This window comes from Streptosporangium oxazolinicum (assembly GCF_039537505.1).
In the GTDB taxonomy this organism is placed as follows: domain Bacteria; phylum Actinomycetota; class Actinomycetes; order Streptosporangiales; family Streptosporangiaceae; genus Streptosporangium; species Streptosporangium oxazolinicum.
In genome coordinates, this window is record NZ_BAABAQ010000001.1 from 973,793 (window position 1) to 993,820 (window position 20,028).

The following is a 20,028-nucleotide window of genomic DNA, read 5'->3' on the forward strand; positions in this document are numbered from 1 at the left end:
TCGGCAGCGGGGTCAGCGAGCCGTGAAGACGGGGACCCAGGATTCGTCCTCCTGCTGGCTGTTCTCCCGGAAGCCGCTGAGCGGGACGGCCTCCCCGCCGTTCAGGCCGACCAGGAGCAGCCGGTTGCGGAACTCACCGCCCACGCAGTCGTCGGTGCCCTTCTGCTCGCAGGCCCAGACGACGAGCCGTTCGTCGTCCGCCCACGCCACGGACTGCTCGATCCAGTAGCCGGAGACCGGGGTGAGCGGGACGGTCCTGCCGGTGGACAGGTCCTGGATTCCGACGACCGCGCTCCGGTCGGGGCTCTCCACGGCGAGCCGGGTGCCGCCCGGCGAGAGCCCGGCCTGCTGGTAGGTCTCGGCCTCCTTGGAAGGGGCCGGTCGTGCCCTGCCCTCCAGGTCGTAGTACTTCCTGGTCACCGGCATGACGGCGTGGCTCTCCCAGACCAGCGTGCCGTCGTCACTCCACCCGAAGTCGTTACGGTGGTCGAACCCCGCGTCCGGATCCACCGCCACCGTGCGGAAGACGGACCGGCCGTCGTTCAGGTCGACGACGGTGAAGCCGATACGGCTCTGCGGCATGCCCTGCTGGCTGTTGTCCACGGGAATGTAGGACTCGTCGGGGTTGGCGGAGTAGTTCGTGAGCAGCAGCCGGGTCGCGTCCGGCGACCAGCGGACGGCCGAGGCGGGACGCTCCAGGGCGATCCAGCGAACCTCCGCGCCGCGACCGGTGAGCACCCCGACCCGCGTCGCGGGAATCTCCTCCAGGAAAGCGGCCGCCTCACCACCCCTGGCGACGTCGAGCCACGCCCACGGGGTCCGCTCGTAGACGCCCCTGTCCCTGTCGTAGCGGTTCCAGGTCAGCTTCCTGACCTGCCGATCCGCGGAGATCTTCTCCTCCTTCCAGGTGTAGTAGGAGTAGGCCGCCACCTCTCCCGCGGCCACCAGGGTCTTCGGCGGTGAGGAGTCCGGGTCCGCGGCGGTCTCCCTGGACGGGTCGGGGTCGGCGACGACCGCGATGGCCGGCGCGTCGTTCCCGAGTTGTTCCCTCCCCTGTACGAGGGCCCCCTGCACGAGGGCCGGTGCGGTGACCGCCGCCGCGATGACGGCCGCGGTCGCCCCCGCGACCACCGCGAACGTCCGCGACCGGTTCCTGCGCCGCCGCCGGAGCGCGGCCCCCGCCAGATCCCCCGGCGGTACGTTCGCCTCCGCCGACCACTCCCTGAGGGTCTGCCTCACCAGCTCGTCGATGGTCACGTCGCCACCTCCCCGAAAATCGTGTGCGGCTCCCGCAGCTCCGGGGCCAGGACGCGCAGCCGGGCCAGGGAACGATGGGCGGTACTGCGGACCGTGCCGACCGAACAGCCGAGAATCCCGGCCACCTCCGCCTCCGGCAGGTCCTCGTAGTAGCGCAGCACCAGCACCGCCCGTTGCCGGGGGGTGAGCCGGGCCAGTGCCCGGCGCATGACGATGCGCAGGTCCGCGCCGGGCGTGCCGTCGGCCACCGTTCCCTCCGGCGGCTCGGCGACCACGGTCTCCCTGCGCCTCCGCCACCACGAGACCTGCTGGCGGTACATCACCTGCCTCACGTACGCCTCGGGTGTCTCCACCCGGCTCCACCCGGCGACCGTCCTGGCCAGCGCGGTCTGCAGCAGGTCCTCCGCCGCGTGCTGGTCGCCTCCGGTCAGCAGGAAGGCCAGGCGCATCAGCGCGGGCGATCGCGCCGAGACGAACTCGCGGAAACGTCGCTCCTCTGCGGCGTCCACGATCACCTCCACTCTGCGGTTACCCCTAGGACGCTCCACGGTGGGCGCCACTATGTCTCCTCGCCACATGAATCGGCGCGAGGTCGCACGGGACCGGGTGGTCTTCCCGGGACATCGGCGAAGGTTTCACGTGAATCAATGCGCTTCGCGCGGCAGCGGGGAAGGGTTACGGGCTACGACGGATCGCGCCCGCCTCCGGAGAGAAGGATGTGAGACCGGTGAGTGACATCGTCGTGTTCCGCGTCCACGACCGGACGGCCCGCCGCTCGCGTCCCCGATGAACGGTTTCAGAAATATCTTATTGATATCGCCATATAACACCGCCTGGAAATATATACATTTTTGCCCGGGAAAAGCACCTTCAAATAACCCGTGAATCGCGCGCGGATGTATAAGTCTTACTTCCTGGCAAGTAACATTACAGGGTTGATCGCGCCTGTCGGCGGATAGACGTCACACCATGCGAAGCACCGTTCGGCAATCCCTCATCACCAGCACCGCCTTCGCCCTGGCCACAACCCTCCCCTTCAGCGTCGCGCACGCCGTGGCCGACCCCACCCCCGATTCCCAGCACGTCCCCCTGCCGGACCAATTCACCACCCTCAGAACAGGCAGCAGGGGAATCGAGGTCCACAACGCGAAGAAAAGACTCAGAGATCTGGGATTTCCCCCGGGAAATCTCAGCCCCACCTACGACTCCGCCCTGCGGATGACCGTATGGGCCTTCCAGAAGGCGAACGGATTGAAACCCGTCGACAGAATCGACCCGCCGACCTGGCAGGCCCTCCTGCACCCCCGCCGGATCAGGCCCCTGGTGGCGTACGGGGAGCGGGAGAGGACCGAGATCGATCTACGGCGCCAGCTCCTCGTCGCGTGGCGGGGCGGGAAGCCCGTGCTGGTGACCCACATCTCGACCGGTGCCCGCAGGGCGTACTGCGAGAAGGGACACTGCGGGTTCGCCTCGACCCCGATCGGCGACTACCGGGTGGGAGTGCGGGTTCCCGGCTGGTCCACCGGGATCCTGGGGGCGATGTTCTACCCCGTCTACTTCAACGGCGGCATCGCCATCCACGGTTCCACCCTCGTTCCCCGCTACCCCGCGTCCCACGGGTGCGTCCGGGTCCCGCTGCACAACGCCCTCGACCTCTACCGGTTCCTCCAGCCGGGCACTCCCGTGTACGTCCGCCGCTCGGAGGCTCCCGCCGAACGCCGCCCGAAGGCTCGCGCGGAACGCCTCTCGCGGATCCCCAAGGCACGACCTCCCGAGGCTCCGCACCGCTCGTACCGTGACTCCTCACGGCCCGGACGCCCAACCGGCGATCGAGGCAGGGGCCGCCGGTGAGCCGTGGCGACGCGACCGAGGCGGGAGGTGGCCTTACCGCCACGATTCCCGGCCGATACGGCGATCGGACCGATCCCACGGGCTTAGAACCGTGCCGCGAGGTCATGATGAAGATGTCGGCAGATCATTCCGAAGGGCGTGAACCGTGATACCAACCATGATCCTGTTCGGCCTGGTCTTCGGGCGCTGGTGGCGGGCCTCTCTCCTCGCCGCCGCCGTGTTCTGGCCCGCGGTGCTCCTGGCCGGTGACGCGATCGGGCTCGACGGGTCACTGATGATGGCGGCCGCGCTGGGAGTGCTCAACGTCTCCGCCGGAGTGGCGATCCACCAGAGCGTCCTGTGGATCGTCAGGAACACGATCACGCAGCGGCCACGGGCGAAGAATCCGTAGCCGCACGACCGCCGAAGCCCGGTTCCGCGAGTGATCACTTCAACGAAATCCCCCGAGGGTACGGGCGGCATCCGGCGATCGATGCCGCCCGCGGAGGTGTCTCAGGGCCTGATCCCCGCCAGGATCACCTCGTCGAGCACGACCGAGGCGGTCGGCTGGTCGGGCCTGTCGTACTGCCCCGCGGTGACGGCGACCACCAGGTCCAGCGCGGGCGCCACGTAGATCCGCTGGCCGCCGTTGCCGAACCCGCCCGTCCACGTGTCACCCGAGTACCAGTGGTAGCCGTAGCCGGAACCCTCGTCGATCCGCACGTGCGGGTGCAGCGCCGCCTTCAGCCAGGACGAGGGGACGACGCCGCCGCCCCCGTCGAGCACGAGCCGCCCGATCGCGAGAAGGTCGCGAGGGGTGAGCCGCAGCCCGGCGGCGGCCATGGCCACCCCGTCCGCGCCGGTCGACCACTCGAAGCGCGCGATCCCCAGCGGCTCGAACAGCCTGGCACGCGCGTAGTCCGCCACCCCCCGCCCGGTGCCCTTCTCGATGAGCCGCGCCACCAGCGCCGTGGCGCCTCCGCAGTAGGACCACCGGCTGCCGGGCTCGTCCACGATCCGCTGCCCGAGGACGTAGCGGTATCGGTCGGGGGCCAGTTCCATCGCGACCTCGCTGTTGGCCGCGCTCGTGTAGGGGGCGCTCTCGTCCCACTCCAGGCCGAGCGTCATGGTGAGCGCGTGCTCGACCGTGAGCGCGGCGCGCGGGGGATCCTCGGCGAGGTCCGGATACTCGGGAAAGTGCCGTAGCAGCGGCTCGCGCGGCTCCGGTACCTCGCCGTCCGCGAGGGCGATGCCGTACAGGAGGCCGACGACGTTCTTGGTGATCGAGCGGACGTCGTGGAGCGTGCCGGGCGTGAAGCGCACCCGGCCGAGCGGCTCGTTCAGCCTGAAGTCCTCGCCCTCGCCGTAGTGTTCAAGGATCACCCGGCCGTGGCGGACGGCGACCACGCCGTGGAGGTCGGGCACCCGGCCCCGCTCCACGGCCAGGGTGAGACGGTCGGTGAGTGTGTCGCTGCTCATGATCCTGTTCTACGTCCTGCCACCGTGTCAGGAGCGACCCGGCGGGGAGACGGCCGTCCTGACCTTCGGCCCACCCCGGTCCTCAGTCCGTGCCGCTCGTCAGGCCGTCCCGGTCCTCAGTCAGTGCCTGTCCTCAGGCCGTCCTGGGGAAGCGGTCGGAGTGGTCGGCCTGGATCCAGCCGGGGTACTCGACCGGGAGCGCGCTGGCGGCGTCCAGTTCGGAGAGGTCCCGTTCGGTGAGCTCCAGGTCGACGGCGGCGAGGTTCTCGGCGAGCTGCTCCGGGCGCTTGGCGCCGATGATGACACTGCTCACGCCGGGTCGCCCGAGCACCCAGGCCAGCGCGACGCGGGCCACGCCGACCTCGTGGCGGGCCGCCACCTCGCGCAGGACGTCGATGACGTCGTAGGCGCGCTCCAGGTTCACCGGCGGGAACTCGAACCGGGTGCGGCGGGCGTCCCCGTCGCTCGTGCCGGTGCGGTCGAACTTCCCGGACAGCAACCCGGCGGCCAGCGGGCTCCAGACCAGCAGGCCGAGCCTCTGGTCGTCGACCAGCGGCAGGATCTCCCGTTCGATGTCGCGCGCCGCGAGCGAGTACTGGGACTGCAGGGAGCTGAACCGCGCCCATCCCCGCCGCTCGGAGACTCCGAGGGCCTTCATCGTCTGCCAGGCGGTCAGGTTCGAGGCGCCGATGTAGCGGATCTTCCCCTGGCGTACGGCGTCGTCGAGGGCGGCGAGGGACTCCTCGAAGGGAGTGATCGGGTCGATGTTGTGGATCTGGTAGAGGTCGATGTGGTCGGTACGGAGCCTGCGCAGGCTGTCCTCCAGCGACCGCATGATGTGCAGCCGGGACTGGCCGACGTCGTTGGGGCCGGGGGCCGTGCGCGCGGTCATCTTGGTGGCCAGCACCACGTCGCGGCGGCGTGCCCCGAGCACCTGCCCGAGAAGCTCCTCCGACTCGCCCCCGCCGTACACGTCGGCGGTGTCGATGAGGTTCACCCCGTGATCAAGGGCGGTGCCCACCAGGTGGTCGGTGTCCTTCACATCCAGCGCGCCGACCGCCTCCCAGACCTGGGAGCCGCGCCCGCCGAAGCTCATCGCCCCCAGCGAGACGCTGGAGACGAAGACTCCGGTGGAGCCGAGCTGTGCGTACTTCATCTTCCTCCTCCTTCTTCTTCCAAATGAGGGGGGCGCTGGAACGCTACAACCGGCTATCTGGACAATCCATAAGAAAGAGTCCGACATATATGCGAGATCGTCCGGAGTCACCCATGGACCCCCTGTCCGATGTCCTGACCCTGCTGAACATCCGCAGCGCCTTCTCCTCGCGCTTCGAGGCCGGTGGCCGCTGGGCGTTGCGCTTCCGGAGCTACCGGCACATCAAGATCGGCTCGATCCTGTCCGGCGCCTGCCTGCTCACCGTCGACGGCTCACCCTCGCTGCGGCTGTCGGCGGGGGACTGCTACCTGCTCACGGGCGGGCGGCCGTACGAGGTCGCCAGTGACCCGGGCATCAAGGCGGAGGACGGCCACGCCGTCTACCTCGACGCCCCCAACAGCAGGAATGTGCGGTACGGCGACGCCTCGGATCCGGAGCCGACCGTCATCATCGGCGGCAGCATCACCCTCGACGACATGACCGCGACGCTGCTGCTCGACTGCCTGCCCCCGGCCGTGCGCATCCCCGCCGACAGCCCTCCGGCCCGGACCCTTCGCCCGGTGCTGGGGATGTTGACCCACGAGACCGCGACCGAGCCGCTCGGGGCGACGGTGATGATCGAGCACCTGACCCAGATCCTGTTCGTCCAGGCCCTGCGCGCCCACCTCTCCGGCGAGGAGGACGTCCCCGGCTGGCTGGGGGCGCTGAACGACCCGCGGATCGGTGCCGCGCTCACGCTGATGCACCAGCAGGCCGCCCGCCGCTGGACGGTCGCAGACCTCGCCGCCGAGGTGGACATGTCCCGCTCCAGCTTCGCCCTGCGTTTCAAGACCCTCGTCGGGCTGCCGCCGCTGGACTATCTGCTGCAGTGGCGCATCCGGTCGGCGGCCGAGACGCTGCGTGCCGGTGACCGCACGGTCGCGTCGGTGGCCGCCGAGTGGGGGTACGCCTCGGAGAGCGCCTTCAGTAACGCCTTCAAACGGGTCACCGGCCAGCCGCCGGCCCGGTACCGGACCGCGAAGCCGCCCCCGCCGGCCGCGCCGCCCGTCCACGAATGACGACGCCCGCGACCCGCTCACGCGTGACCCGCCCCCTCCTGCCGGGCCGGGCCGGCCGGGGTGGACGACCGTGCCGAAGCTCCCGGGGGAAAGCGCGGGCGCGTCTCCGCCGGTATACGAGTTGACAGACGCGCTCAGAAACCGGTCCGATGAACGACGGAAGACGTGGCCGGTCCTCCCGTCTCGTCGCGCCGCCCGTGTGTCACGCGGTGGTCCCGCTCCCGGTCAGGAAGGTGATCCATGCGCGCCGGCAGAATGCACGCCGATGAGGTGGAGCACGATGTGCCCCTCGTCCGCCGGTTGGTGGCCACGCGGTTCCCGCAGTGGGCGGACCTTCCCGTCGAGCCGTTCGACTCTTCCGGCACGGACAACGCCATCTACCGGCTCGGCGACGACATGGCCGTACGCCTGCCCCGCAGGGCCGGTTCCGCGGCGCAGGTCGAGAAGGATCTGCGGTGGCTGCCGAGGCTCGCCCCGCTGCTCCCGGTGCCGGTTCCCGTCCCGCTCGGCGCGGGGAGACCCACCGAGGACTACCCGCTGCCCTGGTCGGTCTACCGCTGGCTCGACGGTGAGAACCCGTCCGTCGGCCGCCTGACCGAACCGGTCCCGCTCGCGAGGGACCTGGCGGCGTTCGTCGCCGCGTTCCGCCGGATCGACCTCCCCGACGGGCCGCCCGCCTACCGAGGTGGGCCGCTGGCGACGCTGGACGCCCCGACGCGCATCGCGATCGACGACCTGCGCGGGATGATCGACACCGACGCGGCGACCTCGGCGTGGGAGGCCGCCCTCGAAGCTCCCGGGTGGGCGGGTCCGCCCGTCTGGATCCACTCCGACCTGATGCCCGGGAACCTGCTGCTCGTCCGGGGGCGGCTCGGCGCCGTCATCGACTTCGGCACCGCGGGCGTGGGAGACCCCGCCTGCGACCTGATCGTCGCGTGGAACCTCCTTCCGGCCGGCGTACGCGACGACTTTCGCGAGGCCCTCCGGGTCGACGACGCGACCTGGGCGCGCGGGCGCGGCCGGGCCCTGTCCATCGCCCTCATCGCGCTCCCCTACTACCGGGACACGAACCCGGTGTTCGCGGCGAACGCGCGGCACGTGATCCACGAAGTCCTCGCCGACCACGAGAACGCCGGGTGACAGGACCCCCGGACGGCCTCTCCAGGTGAGACGGGCTCTCCAGGTGATCGGGGCGAAACCACCGGGTCGCGACGCGGCCTCGGCGAGCGCACGCGCCCGGCCGGGCCCACCGGGCGACGACACGGGTGCGTCCGCTTGCGGATAATCCAGAACGGTACCGGTTGGCTATGGTAGGGGGCATGACCGCCATGGCACCCGCCCGTACCGAGCCGGATCTGTCGTTCCTGCTGGACCACGCCGGTCGTGTCCTGAGGACCCGGATGGCGGCGGCGCTCGCCGAGATCGGGCTGACGGCACGCATGCACTGCGTGCTGGTCCACGCCCTGGAGGAGGAGCGCACGCAGATCCAGCTCGCCGAGCTCGGTGACATGGACAAGACCACGATGGTGGTCACGGTCGACGCCCTGGAGAAGGCGGGGCTCGCCGAGCGCCGCCCGTCCAGTACGGATCGGCGGGCCCGGATCATCGCGGTCACCGAGAAGGGCGCGGAGGCCGCGCGGCAGAGTCAGGAGATCGTCGACGGCGTGCACAGAGCGGTGCTGGACGCGCTGTCCGGCGACGAGGGCGAGGTGCTCGTGCGGGCCATGAGCCGCCTGGTGACGGGACATCTGGCCGTCCCGGTGGAGGCGCCGCAGGGGATCCGGCGGGCACGGCAGCGCACAAAGTAAATCCATAGAGGATCGTCTACAACAAAACTATCTGCTACGGTCGCTCCTGTTCCCCTTCGAACAGGAGGCGGCCCCATGTCGCACACCGCATCTTCCCCCCGTCCCTCCCGGCCACCCGGCACCGGCACGTCCCCGTCGCGATGGCTGGCGCTCACCGTGCTGTCCGCCGCGATGCTGATGACGATCCTGGACGGCAGCATCGTGACCGTGGCGATGCCGGCCATCCAGGCGGACCTGGGCTTCTCACCCGCCGGGCTCAGCTGGACCGTCAACGCCTACCTGATCGCCTTCGGCGGGCTGCTTCTCCTGGCCGGCCGGTTGGGTGACCTCATCGGCCGCAAGACCATGTTCCTGGCGGGGAACGTGGTCTTCACCGCCGCGTCGCTGCTGGCCGGAGTGGCCACCGGGCCCGGCATGCTGATCACCGCCCGGTTCCTGCAAGGTGTCGGCAGCGCGATGGCCTCCGCCGTCGTACTGGGCATCCTGGTGACGCTGTTCACCGAGCCCGGGGAACGGGCGAAGGCGATCGGCGTCTTCAGCTTCACCGGAGCCGCCGGGGCCTCGATCGGCCAGGTCCTGGGCGGGGTCCTCACCGACGCGCTCAGCTGGCACTGGATCTTCTTCATCAACCTGCCGATCGGGCTGGCCACGATCGCCCTCGCGATCTGGGCACTGCCGGGCGAGCGCGGGATCGGGCTCGCCGCCGGAGCCGACGTCATCGGCGCGGTGCTGGTCACCGGCGGCCTCATGCTGGGCATCTACACGGTGGTCAAGATCGAGGAGTACGGCTGGCTCGCGGCCCACACCCTCGGCCTCGGCGCTGTCTCGCTCGCCCTGCTGACCGCGTTCGTCATCCGCCAGGCGACCGCCGCGACCCCGCTGATGCCACTGCGGATCTTCCGCTCGCGCAACGTCTCGGGCGCCAACCTGGCCCAGATCCTGACGCTGTCGGCCATGTTCGCCTTCCAGATCATCGTCGCGCTCTACATGCAGAGGGTCCTCGGTTACGGCGCGCTCGACACCGGCCTGGCGATGCTTCCCGCGGCGGTCGCCATCGGCGGCGTGTCCCTGTTCCTCTCCGCCCGGCTCAACACCCGCTTCGGCGAGCGCGCCGTCCTGCTGGTGGGCCTGGTGCTCCTGTTCGGGGCGATGAGCTGGCTCACCCGCGTACCGGTGGACGCGAACTACGTCACCGACCTGCTCCCGGTGATGCTGCTCGTCGCAGGCGGCGGGCTGGTGCTCCCGGCACTCACCGCGCTCGGCATGTCCGGCGCCAGGGCCGACGACGCGGGCCTGGCGTCCGGGCTGTTCAACACCACCCAGCAGATCGGCATGGCCGTCGGCGTCGCGGTGCTGTCCACGCTGGCCGCCCGGCGTACCGAGGAGCTGCTGTCCTCGGGAGAGAGCGGGACAGCCGCGCTGGCCGGCGGCTACCACCTGGCCTTCGGCATCGCGGCCGCTCTGCTCCTGGCCGCCTTCACCGTCGCGCTCGTCGTGCTGCGGCAGCCCAAACCGGACACCACCGCCTCGGACGCGACCCCCGTCACGCCGACGGCCCAATCAGAAACCACCTGATCACGTACGGAAAAGAGCCGGGTGCCGACCTCGCGGTGACCGCCCTCTTCGGCGCGGTCGTCTCCCCCCAAGATTCCGACCGCCGGCGCACCACGGGGGCCCGGCGGTCAGAAGAGGGTCAGCGGCTCGGTGGGCATGGGCTCGGGCAGCGGCTCGACCTCCGGCAGCAGGACCCGTACGTCGTCGTGAAAGCGACGGGCGAGCGTGGGCGCGTCGGCGTTGTCGGGGGTGTGGATGAACACGGTCGGCGAACGGCCTTCGCGCAGCCAGCCGGTGACCGTGCCGACCCAGTGCCGCCAGCCCTCGATCGTGCTCGCCGTGTCGTCCCTGCCGAGGTAGCGGACGATCGGACGGTCGGTGAGGGCGACCGACCGCAGCGGCATGCGCGGCTTCTTCGCCCACGCCTCCCGTTCGCTGTCGCTGGTCGGGGGACTCCGGAAGAGGGTCGTGGTGTCGAAGGGCACCCACTCGGCGCCGACACCGGCGAGCACCCCTTCGAGAAGCCGCGCGGATCGCGCGTCGTCGAAGAACGCGCGGTGGCGGACCTCGACGGCGTACCGGTGCGAGCGGGGGAGCCGGTGGAGAAAACCGGCGAGGGTGCCGAGGTCGGTCGGGGCGAACGACCCCGGCAGCTGGATCCAGAGGGCGTGGGCTCGCGGCCCGAGTGGCTCGATCGTCTCCAGGAAGGATCGGACCTCCTCGTCGACGCCGGTGAGGCGGCCCTCGTGGGTGATCGACCTGGGCAGTTTGACCACCAGGCGGAAATCGGGCGCGGTCTGCCGCGCCCACGACTCCACCGTGCTCCTCGCCGGTGTCGCGTAGAACGTCGTGTTGCCCTCCACCGCGTTGCACCAGGTCGCGTAGGACCGCAGGCGCTCCCCGGGAGGGAGCGGATGAGGCAGGAGACGCCCCTGCCATGACTTGAGGGTCCACATCGCGCATCCCACATGAAGCCGCATGACCTCGACGCTATCCAAGGTCCGCCGGAGAGGGGGAACCGAGCGCGCCTCAGGACGGACACCCGGCCCGCCACCGGGTGGGCGCGCTTTACAGGAGCGCTACAACCCGGCGTCGTACGTTGGTTAGATCCATTGCCCAGACGGGCATTTCGGTAGATCACCGCACTCGCGACAGATGGGATGCTCCTTAATGAAGGTGACATTTCTCGTAGCAGGGGTCCTGGCCGCCCTCGTGGCGGCCCCGCCCGCAGTGGCGGCCGAGACCGGATCGGGGACCGGCGCGTCCACGATCCCTGCCTCTTTCGACAAACCGGCCTATCCCACCGAGTTCTCCCTCCCGGACGGTTTCCAGCCGGAGGGGATCGCCATCGGGCCGGGATCGGCCGCGTACTTCGGCTCGCGCGGGACCGGCGCGATCTACCGGGCCGACCTGCGCACGGGCAAGGGCCGGATCATCAACCCCGGGCCGGGCACCCCGTCGCTCGGCCTCAAGGTCGACGCGCGCGGGCGGCTGTTCGTCGCCGGTGGTACGGGCGGCGACGCCCGCGTGATCGACACCCGCACCGGCAAGGTGCTCGCGAGCTACCGGCTCGCCACCGGCGCCGCGTTCGTCAACGACGTCGTGCTCACCCACGACGCGGCGTACTTCACCGACTCGACCAACCCCGTGCTGTACAAGCTGCCGTTCGGGCGCGGCGGAGCGCTGCCGGCCGAGGCGGTGAAGGTGCTGCTGAGCGGGGACATCGTCTACACGACCGGCATCAACGCCAACGGCATCGCCCCGACCCCCGACCGCAGGGCCCTGCTCGTCGTGCAGTCGAACACCGGCAAGCTGTTCCGCGTCAACCCCTCGACCGGCGTCGCCACGCTGGTGGACCTCGGCACCGAGTCCCTGGCCAATGGTGACGGCCTGCTGCTGGAGGGCCGCACCCTCCACGTCGTGCAGAACCGCCTGAACACCCTGACGTCCTTCTCCCTGAACCGTGGCGCCACGTCCGGGAAGGTGGTCCGCAGGCTCGTGGACGACCGCTTCGACGTCCCCACCACCGTCGCCTCCTTCCGCGACCGCCTCTATCTCCCCAACGCCCGCTTCACCACGACCCCCACCCCGACGACCCCGTACAACGTGGTGGCCGTCAAGCGCCACTGATCGTTCTCTCATGACCGGTCGCCGCTGACCGGGATGCCCGTACGTCCGTGATCCCGGGTCCGCACCGGGGAGTGCCGGGGAGTCCCGCCGCTCTCCGAGGACCCGGGATTCTCGCCGTACGGCGGCGGGTGTGCTCGTCCGGCATAGCGGTCACCGCTCTCCCAGCCCGGCGACCCGGCCCCGGACCACTTCGGGACAGCATCGCCCTCCCCGCCCGGCGACCTGACGCCGGGATCACCTCGGGACGGCATCGGCGCCGTCCCCAGACGGTCCCGTCCGCGTCACACAGGCGTCAGGACGTGCCGCCGAAGTCGACGTTCTTGGTCTCGGCCGTCCCGGCCGTCCGCCCCGGCGCCGCGTGATAGGTCCAGTACAGGTTCGTGTGCGCGATGACCTGGGCCGGCGGCGGCGCTCCCCATTCCGTCTGGTCCTCCGTCGTGTGGGCGTCGCTGACAAGGGTCGCGTCGTACCCCCTGACGAACGCGCCGTGGAGCGTCGCGCGGACGCACTCGTCGGTCTGCGCTCCGACGACGACGAGCCGCCCGACGCCGAGGCCCGCCAGCACGGTCTCAAGGGTGGTCTCCTCGAAGGAATCGGCGTAGCCCTTCTCGACGAGCGGCTCGGCGTCGTCCGGGGTGAGCTCGGGGACGATCCGCCAGTCGTCACTCCCCCTCACGAACCGCTCGTCCGTTTGCTGGACCCAGACGACGGGGACCCGCTCCCGCCGCGCCCTCTCGACAAGGCCGCCGATGTTCGCGACGACCACATCGCGCTCGTGAGCCCCCTCGACGACGCCGTTCTGCACATCGACGACGAGGAGTGCGGTGTTCGGCCGGTTCTCAAGTGTGGTCATGGGCTTCCCTCGCTCACGCTGAACTCCTGTGCCCGCCCACGGTAGACACCCCCACCGACAAACCGGTCTCCCGCGTTGCGACCTGAGCGTTTACCGGCGTCGGCACCCGCGAGCCCGCGGGTGGCCGCCCACTACGCCTCGTCGGCGGGATCGGCGATGCGGTACCCCACCCCGGGCGTCGTCGTGATGATCGGCGGGCTCCCCAGTTTGCGACGCAGCCGTCCGATGGTCACGGTGACGGTGTTGGTGAACGGGTCGGCGTTCTCGTCCCAGACCTGTTCGAGGAGGTCCTCGGTGCTCAGGAAGGCGGGGCCGGCGCGCAGGAGGGTTTCGAGGAGCGCGAACTCCTTGACCGAGAGGTCGAGCTGCCGGTTGTCGCGGGTGGCCGTGCGGCGTACCGGGTCGAGCTCGATCCCGGCCGCGCGCAGTGTCCGTGCGCGGGAGGACGGCCGGCGGCGGGCCAGGGCGAGGACGCGCAGGATCAGTTCGGGAAAGTGGAAGGGCTTGGCGAGGTAGTCGTCGGCTCCCAGGGTGAGGCCGCTGACCCGGTCTCCCGGGGAGCCGGCCGCGGTCAGCATCAGGACCATCGCGCGGTCGTCCCGCTCGGTGATCATCTGGCAGAGGGTGTCGCCGTGGATCCCGGGCAGGTCACGGTCGAGGACCACCACGTCGTACGCGTTGAGATCGAGCTTCGCCGCGGCGGTCAGGCCGTCGTGGGCGACGTCGACGGCCATGCCCTGGTCGCGCAGGCCCTCGGCCAGGATCTCGGCGAGCGGGCGCGCGTCCTCCACCACCAGGATCCTCACCCGGCACCGCCTTCCGGTGCGGGCGCGAGCGGCAGCGAGACGGTGACGCGCAGGCCGCCTTCCGGCCGGGCGCGCAGGTCCAGGACGCCGTCGTGCGCGCTGACGACGGCCGCGACGATCGACAGGCCGAGGCCGGAGCCGGTCTCGGAGCCGGTCCGGTCGGCGGCGAGCCGCCGGAAGGGTTCGGCGAGCCGGGCGACCTGCGCCGGGTCGAGAATCGGCCCGTCCGTCTCCACGGTCAGCCGCGCCGAGTCGTTCCCGGTCCTGGTCGCGAGCCGGATCGAGCCACCGTGCCGGTTGTGGACGACCGCGTTGGCGATCACGTTGTTCACCATGCGGGACAGCAGGGTCGGGCTGCCCCGGGTCCACGCGGTGTCCTGAGCGAGGACCTCGACGGTCAGGTTCCTGCGCGCGATGTCCGGCGCCCAGGTGGTCAGCGATTCGAACACCAGGGCGCCGAGCGAGACCGGGGCGCTGTCCCGGAGCTCGCCGTGCTGCGCGCGGGCGAGGTCGAGGAAGCCTTCCATCAGGTTGTCGACCCGGTCGAGTTCGGTACGCAACCGGTCGGCGAGCGCCAGCGTCTGCGGTGGCACCGGCCGCGGTTTCGCCACGGCCACGTCCAGCGACGCCCGCATGGTCGTGAGCGGTGTCCGCAGTTCGTGGGAGGCGTTGGCGACGAATCGGCGCTGGGCGGCGAAGGACGCCTCCAGGCGTTCCAGCAGCCCGTCGATGGTGTCCGCGAGGTCCTTGACCTCGTCGGCGGGGCCCCGCACGGCCAGCCGTTCGTGCAGGTTGTCGGCCGAGATCCGCCGGGTCGCCGCGGTGATCGTCCGCAGGGGGCGAAGCACCCGGCCGGCCACGGCCCTGCCCAGCGGGAACGAGATCGCCGCCATCACGACCAGCGCGATCACCGAGCCCACCAGGAGCTGGCGTGACTGGATCGCGTGGACGTCCGAGAGCTGCGCCTCAAGCTGGTGGACGCGATCCTGGACGGAAGGGGGACGGTCGGGTACCGGCTGGGTCACACTCACGCCGGTGGCCAGCAGGTTGGTCAGGGCGAGCAGCCCCAAGCCGGACAGGAGGAACAGGACGGCGTACAAGATGGTGAAACGCTGCCGTACCGTCCGCCTCGATGACGCGGGGTGTCGCGGCTCGTTCATCGGTCCTCTCCCGTTCGCGTGCGGCCCTCCAGGATCTCCCGGACGTCCAGGACCTCCAGGATGCGATGCCCGACCTAACAGCGGCATGACGGGGGTGGTTCGGGCCGTGTTATGACCGGATCCGTAGAACCGGCCCCATGCGAGAAACCAGCAGAACCACCGCCGAGCCGCCCCTGACCGCACGGGTGCGACAGGAATGGGGAAAGTTCCGCACCCGGGGCCGGATGACCGCCATGGCGGCCGCGATCCTCGTCACCGTCCTGTTCGGGCTGCTCTCCGCGATCGCACTCGGCGCCGGCTCCCATTGCAGCCACGGCCCGGTGGAGGTCCCCTGCCCCACCGATCCGGTCGGGCCGCACGGCCAGGCGGTGAGCGACACGTTCTACTTCGCGCACCAACCCCTGGGCGAGAACGGCAGCATCACCGTCCGCATGACGTCCATGACGGGCATCATCACCTACCCGCCGCCCGACCACGACGAGATCGTCCCCGGCCTCGTGCCCTGGGCGAAGGCCGGAATCATCATCAAGGACGGCACCACCCAGGGCTCCTCCTACGCGGCGCTGATGCTCACCGGCTCGCACGGCGTACGGATGCAGCACGACTACACCCATGACACGGCCGGCCGCGCGGGCGGCGTCTCGGCGGAGACACCGCGCTGGCTGCGCCTGACCCGCTCCGGCGACACCATCACCGGCCACGAGTCGGCCGACGGCACGCGATGGACGAAGGTCGGCACCGCCCACCTCACCGCGCTGCCCGAGACGGTACGGGTCGGGCTCTTCGCCGCGTCCCCGGGTGACCTGACGCTCACCCCCGTCGCCCTCGGCGGAAGCCTCCCGGCATCGCGCTTCACCCAGGCCAGCGCCACCTTCGACCACGTCAGCGTGGAGGGCGGCACGCCCTCCGCCGAGTGGAGCCGCGGCAGCGTGGGCGAGATGGGCCACACCGACTGGGAGAGGTATCACCGGGCGGCCGGGCTCGTCGAGTCGAACGGCACGTTCACCGTCACCGGAACCGGCGACATCGGGCCGGCCGGTACCGCGGGCGGCCGCCCCGTGGAGAGCACCCTCGTCGGCCTGGTCATCAGCCTGATCATCGTGCTGGTGGTGGCCGTGCGATTCACGACCGCCGAGGACCGGCCCGGCGGAACCGGCACCGAACCGCCCATGACCGCCGGGTACCGATCCGGCGAGACCGGTGCCGAACCACTCATGACCGCCGAGGACCGGCCCGGCGGGAGCGATGCCGAACCGCTCACCCGCCGGACGCTGGCGGCGAAGGCCCTCGTGATCGGCGCGGTCACCTTCCTGGCCGGACTGGTCTCCGCGGCGGTCATGGTGCCGGTCGGCCCGGCGCTGCTGCGCGCCAACGGCCTCGGCGTCAGCCCGGCACCGGCCCTCACGGGCCTGCGGGTCGTCGTCGGCGTCGCGGCGATGCTCGCGGTCGCCGCCGTCCTCGCGCTCGCTCTCGGCGCGCTGCTGCGGCGGACGTGGACGGCGATCCTCCTCACGATCACGGTGGTCGTCCTCCCGTACCTCCTGGCGGCCCTGCCGCTCCTGCCCGACGAAACGGCCAGGTGGCTGCTGCGCGTCACACCCGCCGCCGGCTTCGCCGTCAAACAGACCCTCCCCGAGTATCCACAGGTGGTCGCCCACTACGCGCCGTCGGCGGGCTACTACCCGCTCGCCTGGTGGGCCGGGCTCGCCGTCCTCTGCGGCTACACCGCGGTCGTATTCGCCCTGGCCCGCTCCCGGCTGCGCCACCTCACCTGAGGCGACGGTAACGCGGGTTCGGGTCCCCGGGCCAGGCCGTACGTCCGGGACCGCCGCCGATCCGGAGCTCCGGCCCCCACGGGATACGGTCCGGCACACCAATTTGGCTGGGTCCGTGGTGTATGCGATATATTTCACCTGTAAGACGTTTCTTACAGGTGAAGGAGTGTCATGACAGGGGTCGCGCCGACCGGTGACGAACTGGTCGTGATGCTCGCGGCGCTGGCCAACCCGCTGCGGCTGCGCATCGTCGCGAGGCTCGCCGGTGGGCGTGACTACGTGAGCCGCCTGGCCCGCGACATCGGGATCAGCCGCCCTCTCCTGCACATGCACCTGCAACGGCTGGAGGCGGCCGGGCTGGTCGTCGGCAGCCTTGAGCTCTCGGAGGACGGCAAGGCCATGAAGTACTACGAGGTCACGGACTTCCACCTGCGCCTGACCGCCTCGACCGTGGCCGAGGCGGTCCGGACCCTCACCCGATCGGACCCGGAGAAGGGTCCCGCACCCAAGGAGCAGCCCTGAATGGACACGACGACCTGGCCGGGCACGGTCCTGATCCTGGGCCTGTCATTCCTGGCCCTGATCCTGCTCATCGGCACCGCGGCGACGGTCCTGGAGTTCCGCAAGCTGAAGCTGTCCGCCACCGTGCAGGAGGACCTGCGCCGGCTCGTACGCCGCTACGAGCAACTCGCCGAGAACACCATGGACGCCCAGCAGCGGACGTCGAACGACCTCTCCGAACTACGAGCGCGCGCGGCCTCGATCGAGCAGATCCTGCGAACCGTCGAATGAGAAGGACACGATGAAAGCGATCGTCCAAGAGAGGTACGGCTCCGCCGAGGTCCTGGGACTCGGTGAGGTCGACAAGCCGGTGCCCGGCGACAACGAGGTCCTGGTACGCGTTCACGCGGCGTCGGTGACCCACGGCGACCTGGTGATCATGACAGGTCTGCCCTACCTGAGTCGCCTGGCGTTCGGGCTACGCGGGCCGAAGCAGAAGATCCCCGGCCGGGACATCGCCGGAGAGGTCGAGTCCGTCGGTAAGAACGTGACGCGCTTCCAGCCGGGCGACGAGGTGTACGCCGAGGTCTCCGCCGGGGGCTTCGCCGAATACGTCCGCGTCCCCGAGGACCTGACGTGCCCGAAACCGGCCAACCTGACCTTCGAGCAGGCCGCGGCCGTCCCCTACGCGGCGAACACCGCGTTGCAGGGTCTCCGCGACCGGGGTGGGATAGCGGCGGGGCAGAAGGTCCTGATCAACGGGGCATCGGGAGGCGTGGGCACCTTCGCCGTACAGATCGCCAAGTCGTTCGGGGCGGAGGTGACCGGTGTGTGCAGCACGAGGAACACGGAGCTGGTCCGCTCGATCGGCGCCGACCACGTCCTCGACTACACCCGGGAGGATTTCACCAGGGGCGACCGGCGCTACGACCTCGTTTTCGACCTGGCGGGCAACCACTCGTTGTCCGGCTTCAGACGCGCGTTGAGCCCCGGGGGGACCCTCGTCCTGTCCAGCTCGAAAGGCGGCCGGTGGCTCGGGCCGATGGGCCGGCTCGCGGGGGCGGTGGCACTGTCGCCGTTCGTACGGCAGAGCCTGCGCCCGTACACGGCGAAGCGAAGCCAGAGGAACCTCGCCGACCTCAAGGAGATGATCGAGTCCGGGCGGATCACACCGGTGATCGACAGGACCTATTCGCTGAGCGAGGTCCCCGAGGCGATGCGGTACTTCGGCGAGAAGCACGCACGAGCGAAGATCGTCATCACCCTGTGAAGCCGAGGTCCGCGCCCCGCGAAGGGGAGTCCGGGCTCCTGACCTCCCCATTCGCGAAGACGCGCAACCGATCTTCTCGGCGAGCCGGGTGAACTCGGGGCAGGCCCGTTCCCTCCACAGGTGGGGGCAAAAGCGACAGAATGCGCGGGGCCCGATATATGTACAATGACCGCGAAACCAGCTGACCTTCCCGATCGGAAGCAGGGCGAATGACAGGGCTGCCCCCAACCGCACTGGTGCCGATTCTCGTCCTGCTCCTGGCCTTGGGGATCGACACCTGGATCTACGCCGACGCCAAGGAGCGGCTGAGGCAGGGCAATCCCGCCTCCTTCTCGTTCGGGTCCCTCAGGATAGAGACGCCCCAGGCGTGGTTTTTGGGATCCCTGATCCTGTGGGTCGTCTTCTTTCCGCTCTACCTGACCGCCACGGGGCGAAACCCTTTCCGGTGACCGTCGGCGGATCGGTGGCGCACGACGCCGACCCCGGCGAGGAGGCCGCGCAGGAAGGACCGGACAGAAAAGACCGGGCACTGACGGCGCGGCTCGTGTGAAGATGCTCGGTATGTCCAGTCGCGCACTGAGCTTCGGAGTGATCGCGGAAGCATACGAACGATTCCGGCCGGGGTATCCCGCGGAGCTTTTCGACATGGTGACGGCGTACGCGGCTCGGCCGGTTCGGACCGCCCTCGAAATCGGCGCCGGGACCGGCAAGGCGACCCGCCTGTTCGCCCGGCGAGGGATCGCGGTCACCGCGACCGAGCCCGATGGGGCCATGCTCGCCGAGCTGCGCAAGCACGTGCCGGAAAGCGTCAGGACCGTACGGGCCGCGTTCGAGGACTTGCGACCGGGCGAGAGGTACGAGCTGGTCTACGCGGCAGCGGCGCTGCACTGGACGGATCCGGAAGATCGGTGGTCGCGCATGGCCGCGCTACTGGAGCCGGGTGGTGTGTTCGCCTCGTTCGGCGGGCAGATCCAGCCGGCCGACCCGGCCGTGGAGGTGGCTGTTCGCACGGCACGGTCACCGTTCATGGCCGACGACGAGATTCCGTCTCCGGATGGGACGCCTCCGGAGAATGACATGCAGTGGCCGGGTACGGAGCTCCAGCGGTCCGAGTGGTTCACCGATGTTCGGCAGGCCGTGGTCGAGCGGCGCTTGACGATGAGTGCCCGCGACTATGTCGGCCATCTCTCGACCGTCTCGGCCTATCTCATCTTGCCGGCCCTGGAGCGAGAGGAGGTGTTCAGTCGGATCATGCGGATTCTGCCCGCGACGGTCGAGATCACCGCCGACATCACCGCCCATATCGCGCGTCGGCGCCGCGAGTAGTGCCTCGATGGTCAGACGTCCACCTCCGCGAGCGTTCCCCGCGACATCGGGCACGCGACGGGCAC

21 protein-coding genes are annotated in these 20,028 nt (G+C 70.3%); 13 read left to right on the forward strand and 8 right to left on the reverse strand.

The window, feature by feature from the left end; genetic code table 11:
- Positions 1–12 precede the first annotated feature (12 nt).
- A complete protein-coding gene (locus ABD817_RS04580; RefSeq protein WP_344915257.1) occupies positions 13–1,257 on the reverse strand; it encodes a hypothetical protein in 1,245 nt (414 codons plus the stop codon).
- Complete coding sequence (locus ABD817_RS04585) at positions 1,254–1,766, reverse strand: SigE family RNA polymerase sigma factor (protein ID WP_344915259.1); 513 nt, start codon at positions 1,764–1,766, stop codon at positions 1,254–1,256. Before ABD817_RS04585 ends, ABD817_RS04580 begins: the two co-directional genes overlap by 4 nt.
- 460 nt (positions 1,767–2,226) lie before the next feature.
- Between ABD817_RS04585 and ABD817_RS04590 the strand changes: the two genes are divergently transcribed.
- Both ABD817_RS04590 and ABD817_RS04595 read left to right on the forward strand, forming a co-directional pair.
- Positions 2,227–3,108: a L,D-transpeptidase family protein gene (locus tag ABD817_RS04590; RefSeq protein ID WP_344915262.1), complete on the forward strand. Its 882-nt coding sequence runs from the start codon at positions 2,227–2,229 to the stop codon at positions 3,106–3,108.
- Positions 3,109–3,253: 145 nt separating this feature from the next.
- Entirely contained in the window at positions 3,254–3,499 is a 246-nt protein-coding gene (locus ABD817_RS04595) for a hypothetical protein (protein ID WP_344915264.1), read from the forward strand.
- Between the two features lie 101 nt (positions 3,500–3,600).
- Here ABD817_RS04595 and ABD817_RS04600 read toward each other — a convergent pair whose 3' ends face one another.
- Both ABD817_RS04600 and ABD817_RS04605 read right to left on the reverse strand, forming a co-directional pair.
- Positions 3,601–4,566, reverse strand: a complete 966-nt coding sequence (locus ABD817_RS04600; protein ID WP_344915266.1) for a serine hydrolase domain-containing protein — start codon at positions 4,564–4,566, stop codon at positions 3,601–3,603.
- Positions 4,567–4,699: 133 nt separating this feature from the next.
- Positions 4,700–5,722: an aldo/keto reductase gene (locus tag ABD817_RS04605; RefSeq protein ID WP_344915268.1), complete on the reverse strand. Its 1,023-nt coding sequence runs from the start codon at positions 5,720–5,722 to the stop codon at positions 4,700–4,702.
- A gap of 113 nt (positions 5,723–5,835) precedes the next feature.
- On the opposite strand from ABD817_RS04605, the gene ABD817_RS04610 reads away from it, so the two are divergent.
- From ABD817_RS04610 to ABD817_RS04625, 4 genes are all read left to right on the forward strand, one after another.
- Positions 5,836–6,780 carry an AraC family transcriptional regulator gene (locus ABD817_RS04610; RefSeq protein WP_344915270.1) on the forward strand — a complete coding sequence of 315 codons (945 nt, stop codon included), beginning with the start codon at positions 5,836–5,838 and terminating at the stop codon, positions 6,778–6,780.
- Positions 6,781–7,020: 240 nt separating this feature from the next.
- Positions 7,021–7,920: an aminoglycoside phosphotransferase family protein gene (locus ABD817_RS04615; protein ID WP_344915272.1), complete on the forward strand. Its 900-nt coding sequence runs from the start codon at positions 7,021–7,023 to the stop codon at positions 7,918–7,920.
- A 179-nt stretch (positions 7,921–8,099) separates the two neighbouring features.
- Positions 8,100–8,588, forward strand: coding sequence for a MarR family winged helix-turn-helix transcriptional regulator (locus ABD817_RS04620; protein ID WP_344915274.1), 489 nt, complete (start codon positions 8,100–8,102; stop codon positions 8,586–8,588).
- Between the two features lie 75 nt (positions 8,589–8,663).
- Positions 8,664–10,163, forward strand: coding sequence for a DHA2 family efflux MFS transporter permease subunit (locus ABD817_RS04625; protein ID WP_344915276.1), 1,500 nt, complete (start codon positions 8,664–8,666; stop codon positions 10,161–10,163).
- A 107-nt stretch (positions 10,164–10,270) separates the two neighbouring features.
- On the opposite strand, the gene ABD817_RS04630 is transcribed toward ABD817_RS04625, so the two are convergent.
- Complete coding sequence (locus ABD817_RS04630) at positions 10,271–11,122, reverse strand: DUF72 domain-containing protein (RefSeq protein ID WP_344915278.1); 852 nt, start codon at positions 11,120–11,122, stop codon at positions 10,271–10,273.
- Positions 11,123–11,312: 190 nt separating this feature from the next.
- Between ABD817_RS04630 and ABD817_RS04635 the strand changes: the two genes are divergently transcribed.
- Positions 11,313–12,272, forward strand: a complete 960-nt coding sequence (locus ABD817_RS04635; RefSeq protein WP_344915280.1) for an NHL repeat-containing protein — start codon at positions 11,313–11,315, stop codon at positions 12,270–12,272.
- A gap of 292 nt (positions 12,273–12,564) precedes the next feature.
- Here the strand turns inward: ABD817_RS04635 and ABD817_RS04640 are convergent, their stop codons facing one another.
- The 3 genes from ABD817_RS04640 to ABD817_RS04650 form a co-directional block, all read right to left on the reverse strand.
- Complete coding sequence (locus ABD817_RS04640; protein WP_344915282.1) at positions 12,565–13,125, reverse strand: isochorismatase family protein; 561 nt, start codon at positions 13,123–13,125, stop codon at positions 12,565–12,567.
- Positions 13,126–13,256: 131 nt separating this feature from the next.
- Positions 13,257–13,931 carry a response regulator transcription factor gene (locus ABD817_RS04645; protein WP_344915284.1) on the reverse strand — a complete coding sequence of 225 codons (675 nt, stop codon included), beginning with the start codon at positions 13,929–13,931 and terminating at the stop codon, positions 13,257–13,259.
- Entirely contained in the window at positions 13,928–15,091 is a 1,164-nt protein-coding gene (locus ABD817_RS04650; protein ID WP_344915287.1) for a sensor histidine kinase, read from the reverse strand. Before ABD817_RS04650 ends, ABD817_RS04645 begins: the two co-directional genes overlap by 4 nt.
- A 137-nt stretch (positions 15,092–15,228) precedes the next feature.
- On the opposite strand from ABD817_RS04650, the gene ABD817_RS04655 reads away from it, so the two are divergent.
- From ABD817_RS04655 to ABD817_RS04680, 6 genes are all read left to right on the forward strand, one after another.
- Positions 15,229–16,866, forward strand: a complete 1,638-nt coding sequence (locus ABD817_RS04655) for a DUF1349 domain-containing protein (RefSeq protein WP_344915289.1) — start codon at positions 15,229–15,231, stop codon at positions 16,864–16,866.
- A gap of 171 nt (positions 16,867–17,037) precedes the next feature.
- Positions 17,038–17,388 carry an ArsR/SmtB family transcription factor gene (locus ABD817_RS04660; RefSeq protein ID WP_344915291.1) on the forward strand — a complete coding sequence of 117 codons (351 nt, stop codon included), beginning with the start codon at positions 17,038–17,040 and terminating at the stop codon, positions 17,386–17,388.
- A complete protein-coding gene (locus ABD817_RS04665; RefSeq protein WP_344915293.1) occupies positions 17,389–17,658 on the forward strand; it encodes a hypothetical protein in 270 nt (89 codons plus the stop codon).
- Between the two features lie 10 nt (positions 17,659–17,668).
- On the forward strand, positions 17,669–18,637 hold the full coding sequence (locus tag ABD817_RS04670; protein WP_344915295.1) for an NAD(P)-dependent alcohol dehydrogenase: 969 nt from the start codon (positions 17,669–17,671) through the stop codon (positions 18,635–18,637).
- A gap of 209 nt (positions 18,638–18,846) precedes the next feature.
- A complete protein-coding gene (locus ABD817_RS04675) occupies positions 18,847–19,086 on the forward strand; it encodes a hypothetical protein (protein WP_344915297.1) in 240 nt (79 codons plus the stop codon).
- A 103-nt stretch (positions 19,087–19,189) separates the two neighbouring features.
- The gene (locus tag ABD817_RS04680; protein ID WP_344915612.1) at positions 19,190–19,963 is read left to right on the forward strand and encodes a class I SAM-dependent methyltransferase; all 774 of its coding nucleotides are present in this window, start codon (positions 19,190–19,192) and stop codon (positions 19,961–19,963) included.
- Positions 19,964–20,028: the final 65 nt, after the last annotated feature.

Coding starts and splice junctions, on each gene's coding strand:
- ABD817_RS04650 (WP_344915287.1), bottom strand. CDS start 15,091: ATGAACGAGCCGCGACACCCCGCGTCATCGAGGCGGACGGTACGGCAG.
- ABD817_RS04660 (WP_344915291.1), top strand. CDS start 17,038: ATGACAGGGGTCGCGCCGACCGGTGACGAACTGGTCGTGATGCTCGCG.
- ABD817_RS04670 (WP_344915295.1), top strand. CDS start 17,669: ATGAAAGCGATCGTCCAAGAGAGGTACGGCTCCGCCGAGGTCCTGGGA.
- ABD817_RS04680 (WP_344915612.1), top strand. CDS start 19,190: ATGCTCGGTATGTCCAGTCGCGCACTGAGCTTCGGAGTGATCGCGGAA.
- ABD817_RS04620 (WP_344915274.1), top strand. CDS start 8,100: ATGACCGCCATGGCACCCGCCCGTACCGAGCCGGATCTGTCGTTCCTG.
- ABD817_RS04590 (WP_344915262.1), top strand. CDS start 2,227: ATGCGAAGCACCGTTCGGCAATCCCTCATCACCAGCACCGCCTTCGCC.
- ABD817_RS04640 (WP_344915282.1), bottom strand. CDS start 13,125: ATGACCACACTTGAGAACCGGCCGAACACCGCACTCCTCGTCGTCGAT.
- ABD817_RS04605 (WP_344915268.1), bottom strand. CDS start 5,722: ATGAAGTACGCACAGCTCGGCTCCACCGGAGTCTTCGTCTCCAGCGTC.
- ABD817_RS04600 (WP_344915266.1), bottom strand. CDS start 4,566: ATGAGCAGCGACACACTCACCGACCGTCTCACCCTGGCCGTGGAGCGG.
- ABD817_RS04625 (WP_344915276.1), top strand. CDS start 8,664: ATGTCGCACACCGCATCTTCCCCCCGTCCCTCCCGGCCACCCGGCACC.
- ABD817_RS04635 (WP_344915280.1), top strand. CDS start 11,313: ATGAAGGTGACATTTCTCGTAGCAGGGGTCCTGGCCGCCCTCGTGGCG.
- ABD817_RS04665 (WP_344915293.1), top strand. CDS start 17,389: ATGGACACGACGACCTGGCCGGGCACGGTCCTGATCCTGGGCCTGTCA.
- ABD817_RS04675 (WP_344915297.1), top strand. CDS start 18,847: ATGACAGGGCTGCCCCCAACCGCACTGGTGCCGATTCTCGTCCTGCTC.
- ABD817_RS04615 (WP_344915272.1), top strand. CDS start 7,021: ATGCGCGCCGGCAGAATGCACGCCGATGAGGTGGAGCACGATGTGCCC.
- ABD817_RS04610 (WP_344915270.1), top strand. CDS start 5,836: ATGGACCCCCTGTCCGATGTCCTGACCCTGCTGAACATCCGCAGCGCC.
- ABD817_RS04655 (WP_344915289.1), top strand. CDS start 15,229: ATGCGAGAAACCAGCAGAACCACCGCCGAGCCGCCCCTGACCGCACGG.
- ABD817_RS04630 (WP_344915278.1), bottom strand. CDS start 11,122: ATGCGGCTTCATGTGGGATGCGCGATGTGGACCCTCAAGTCATGGCAG.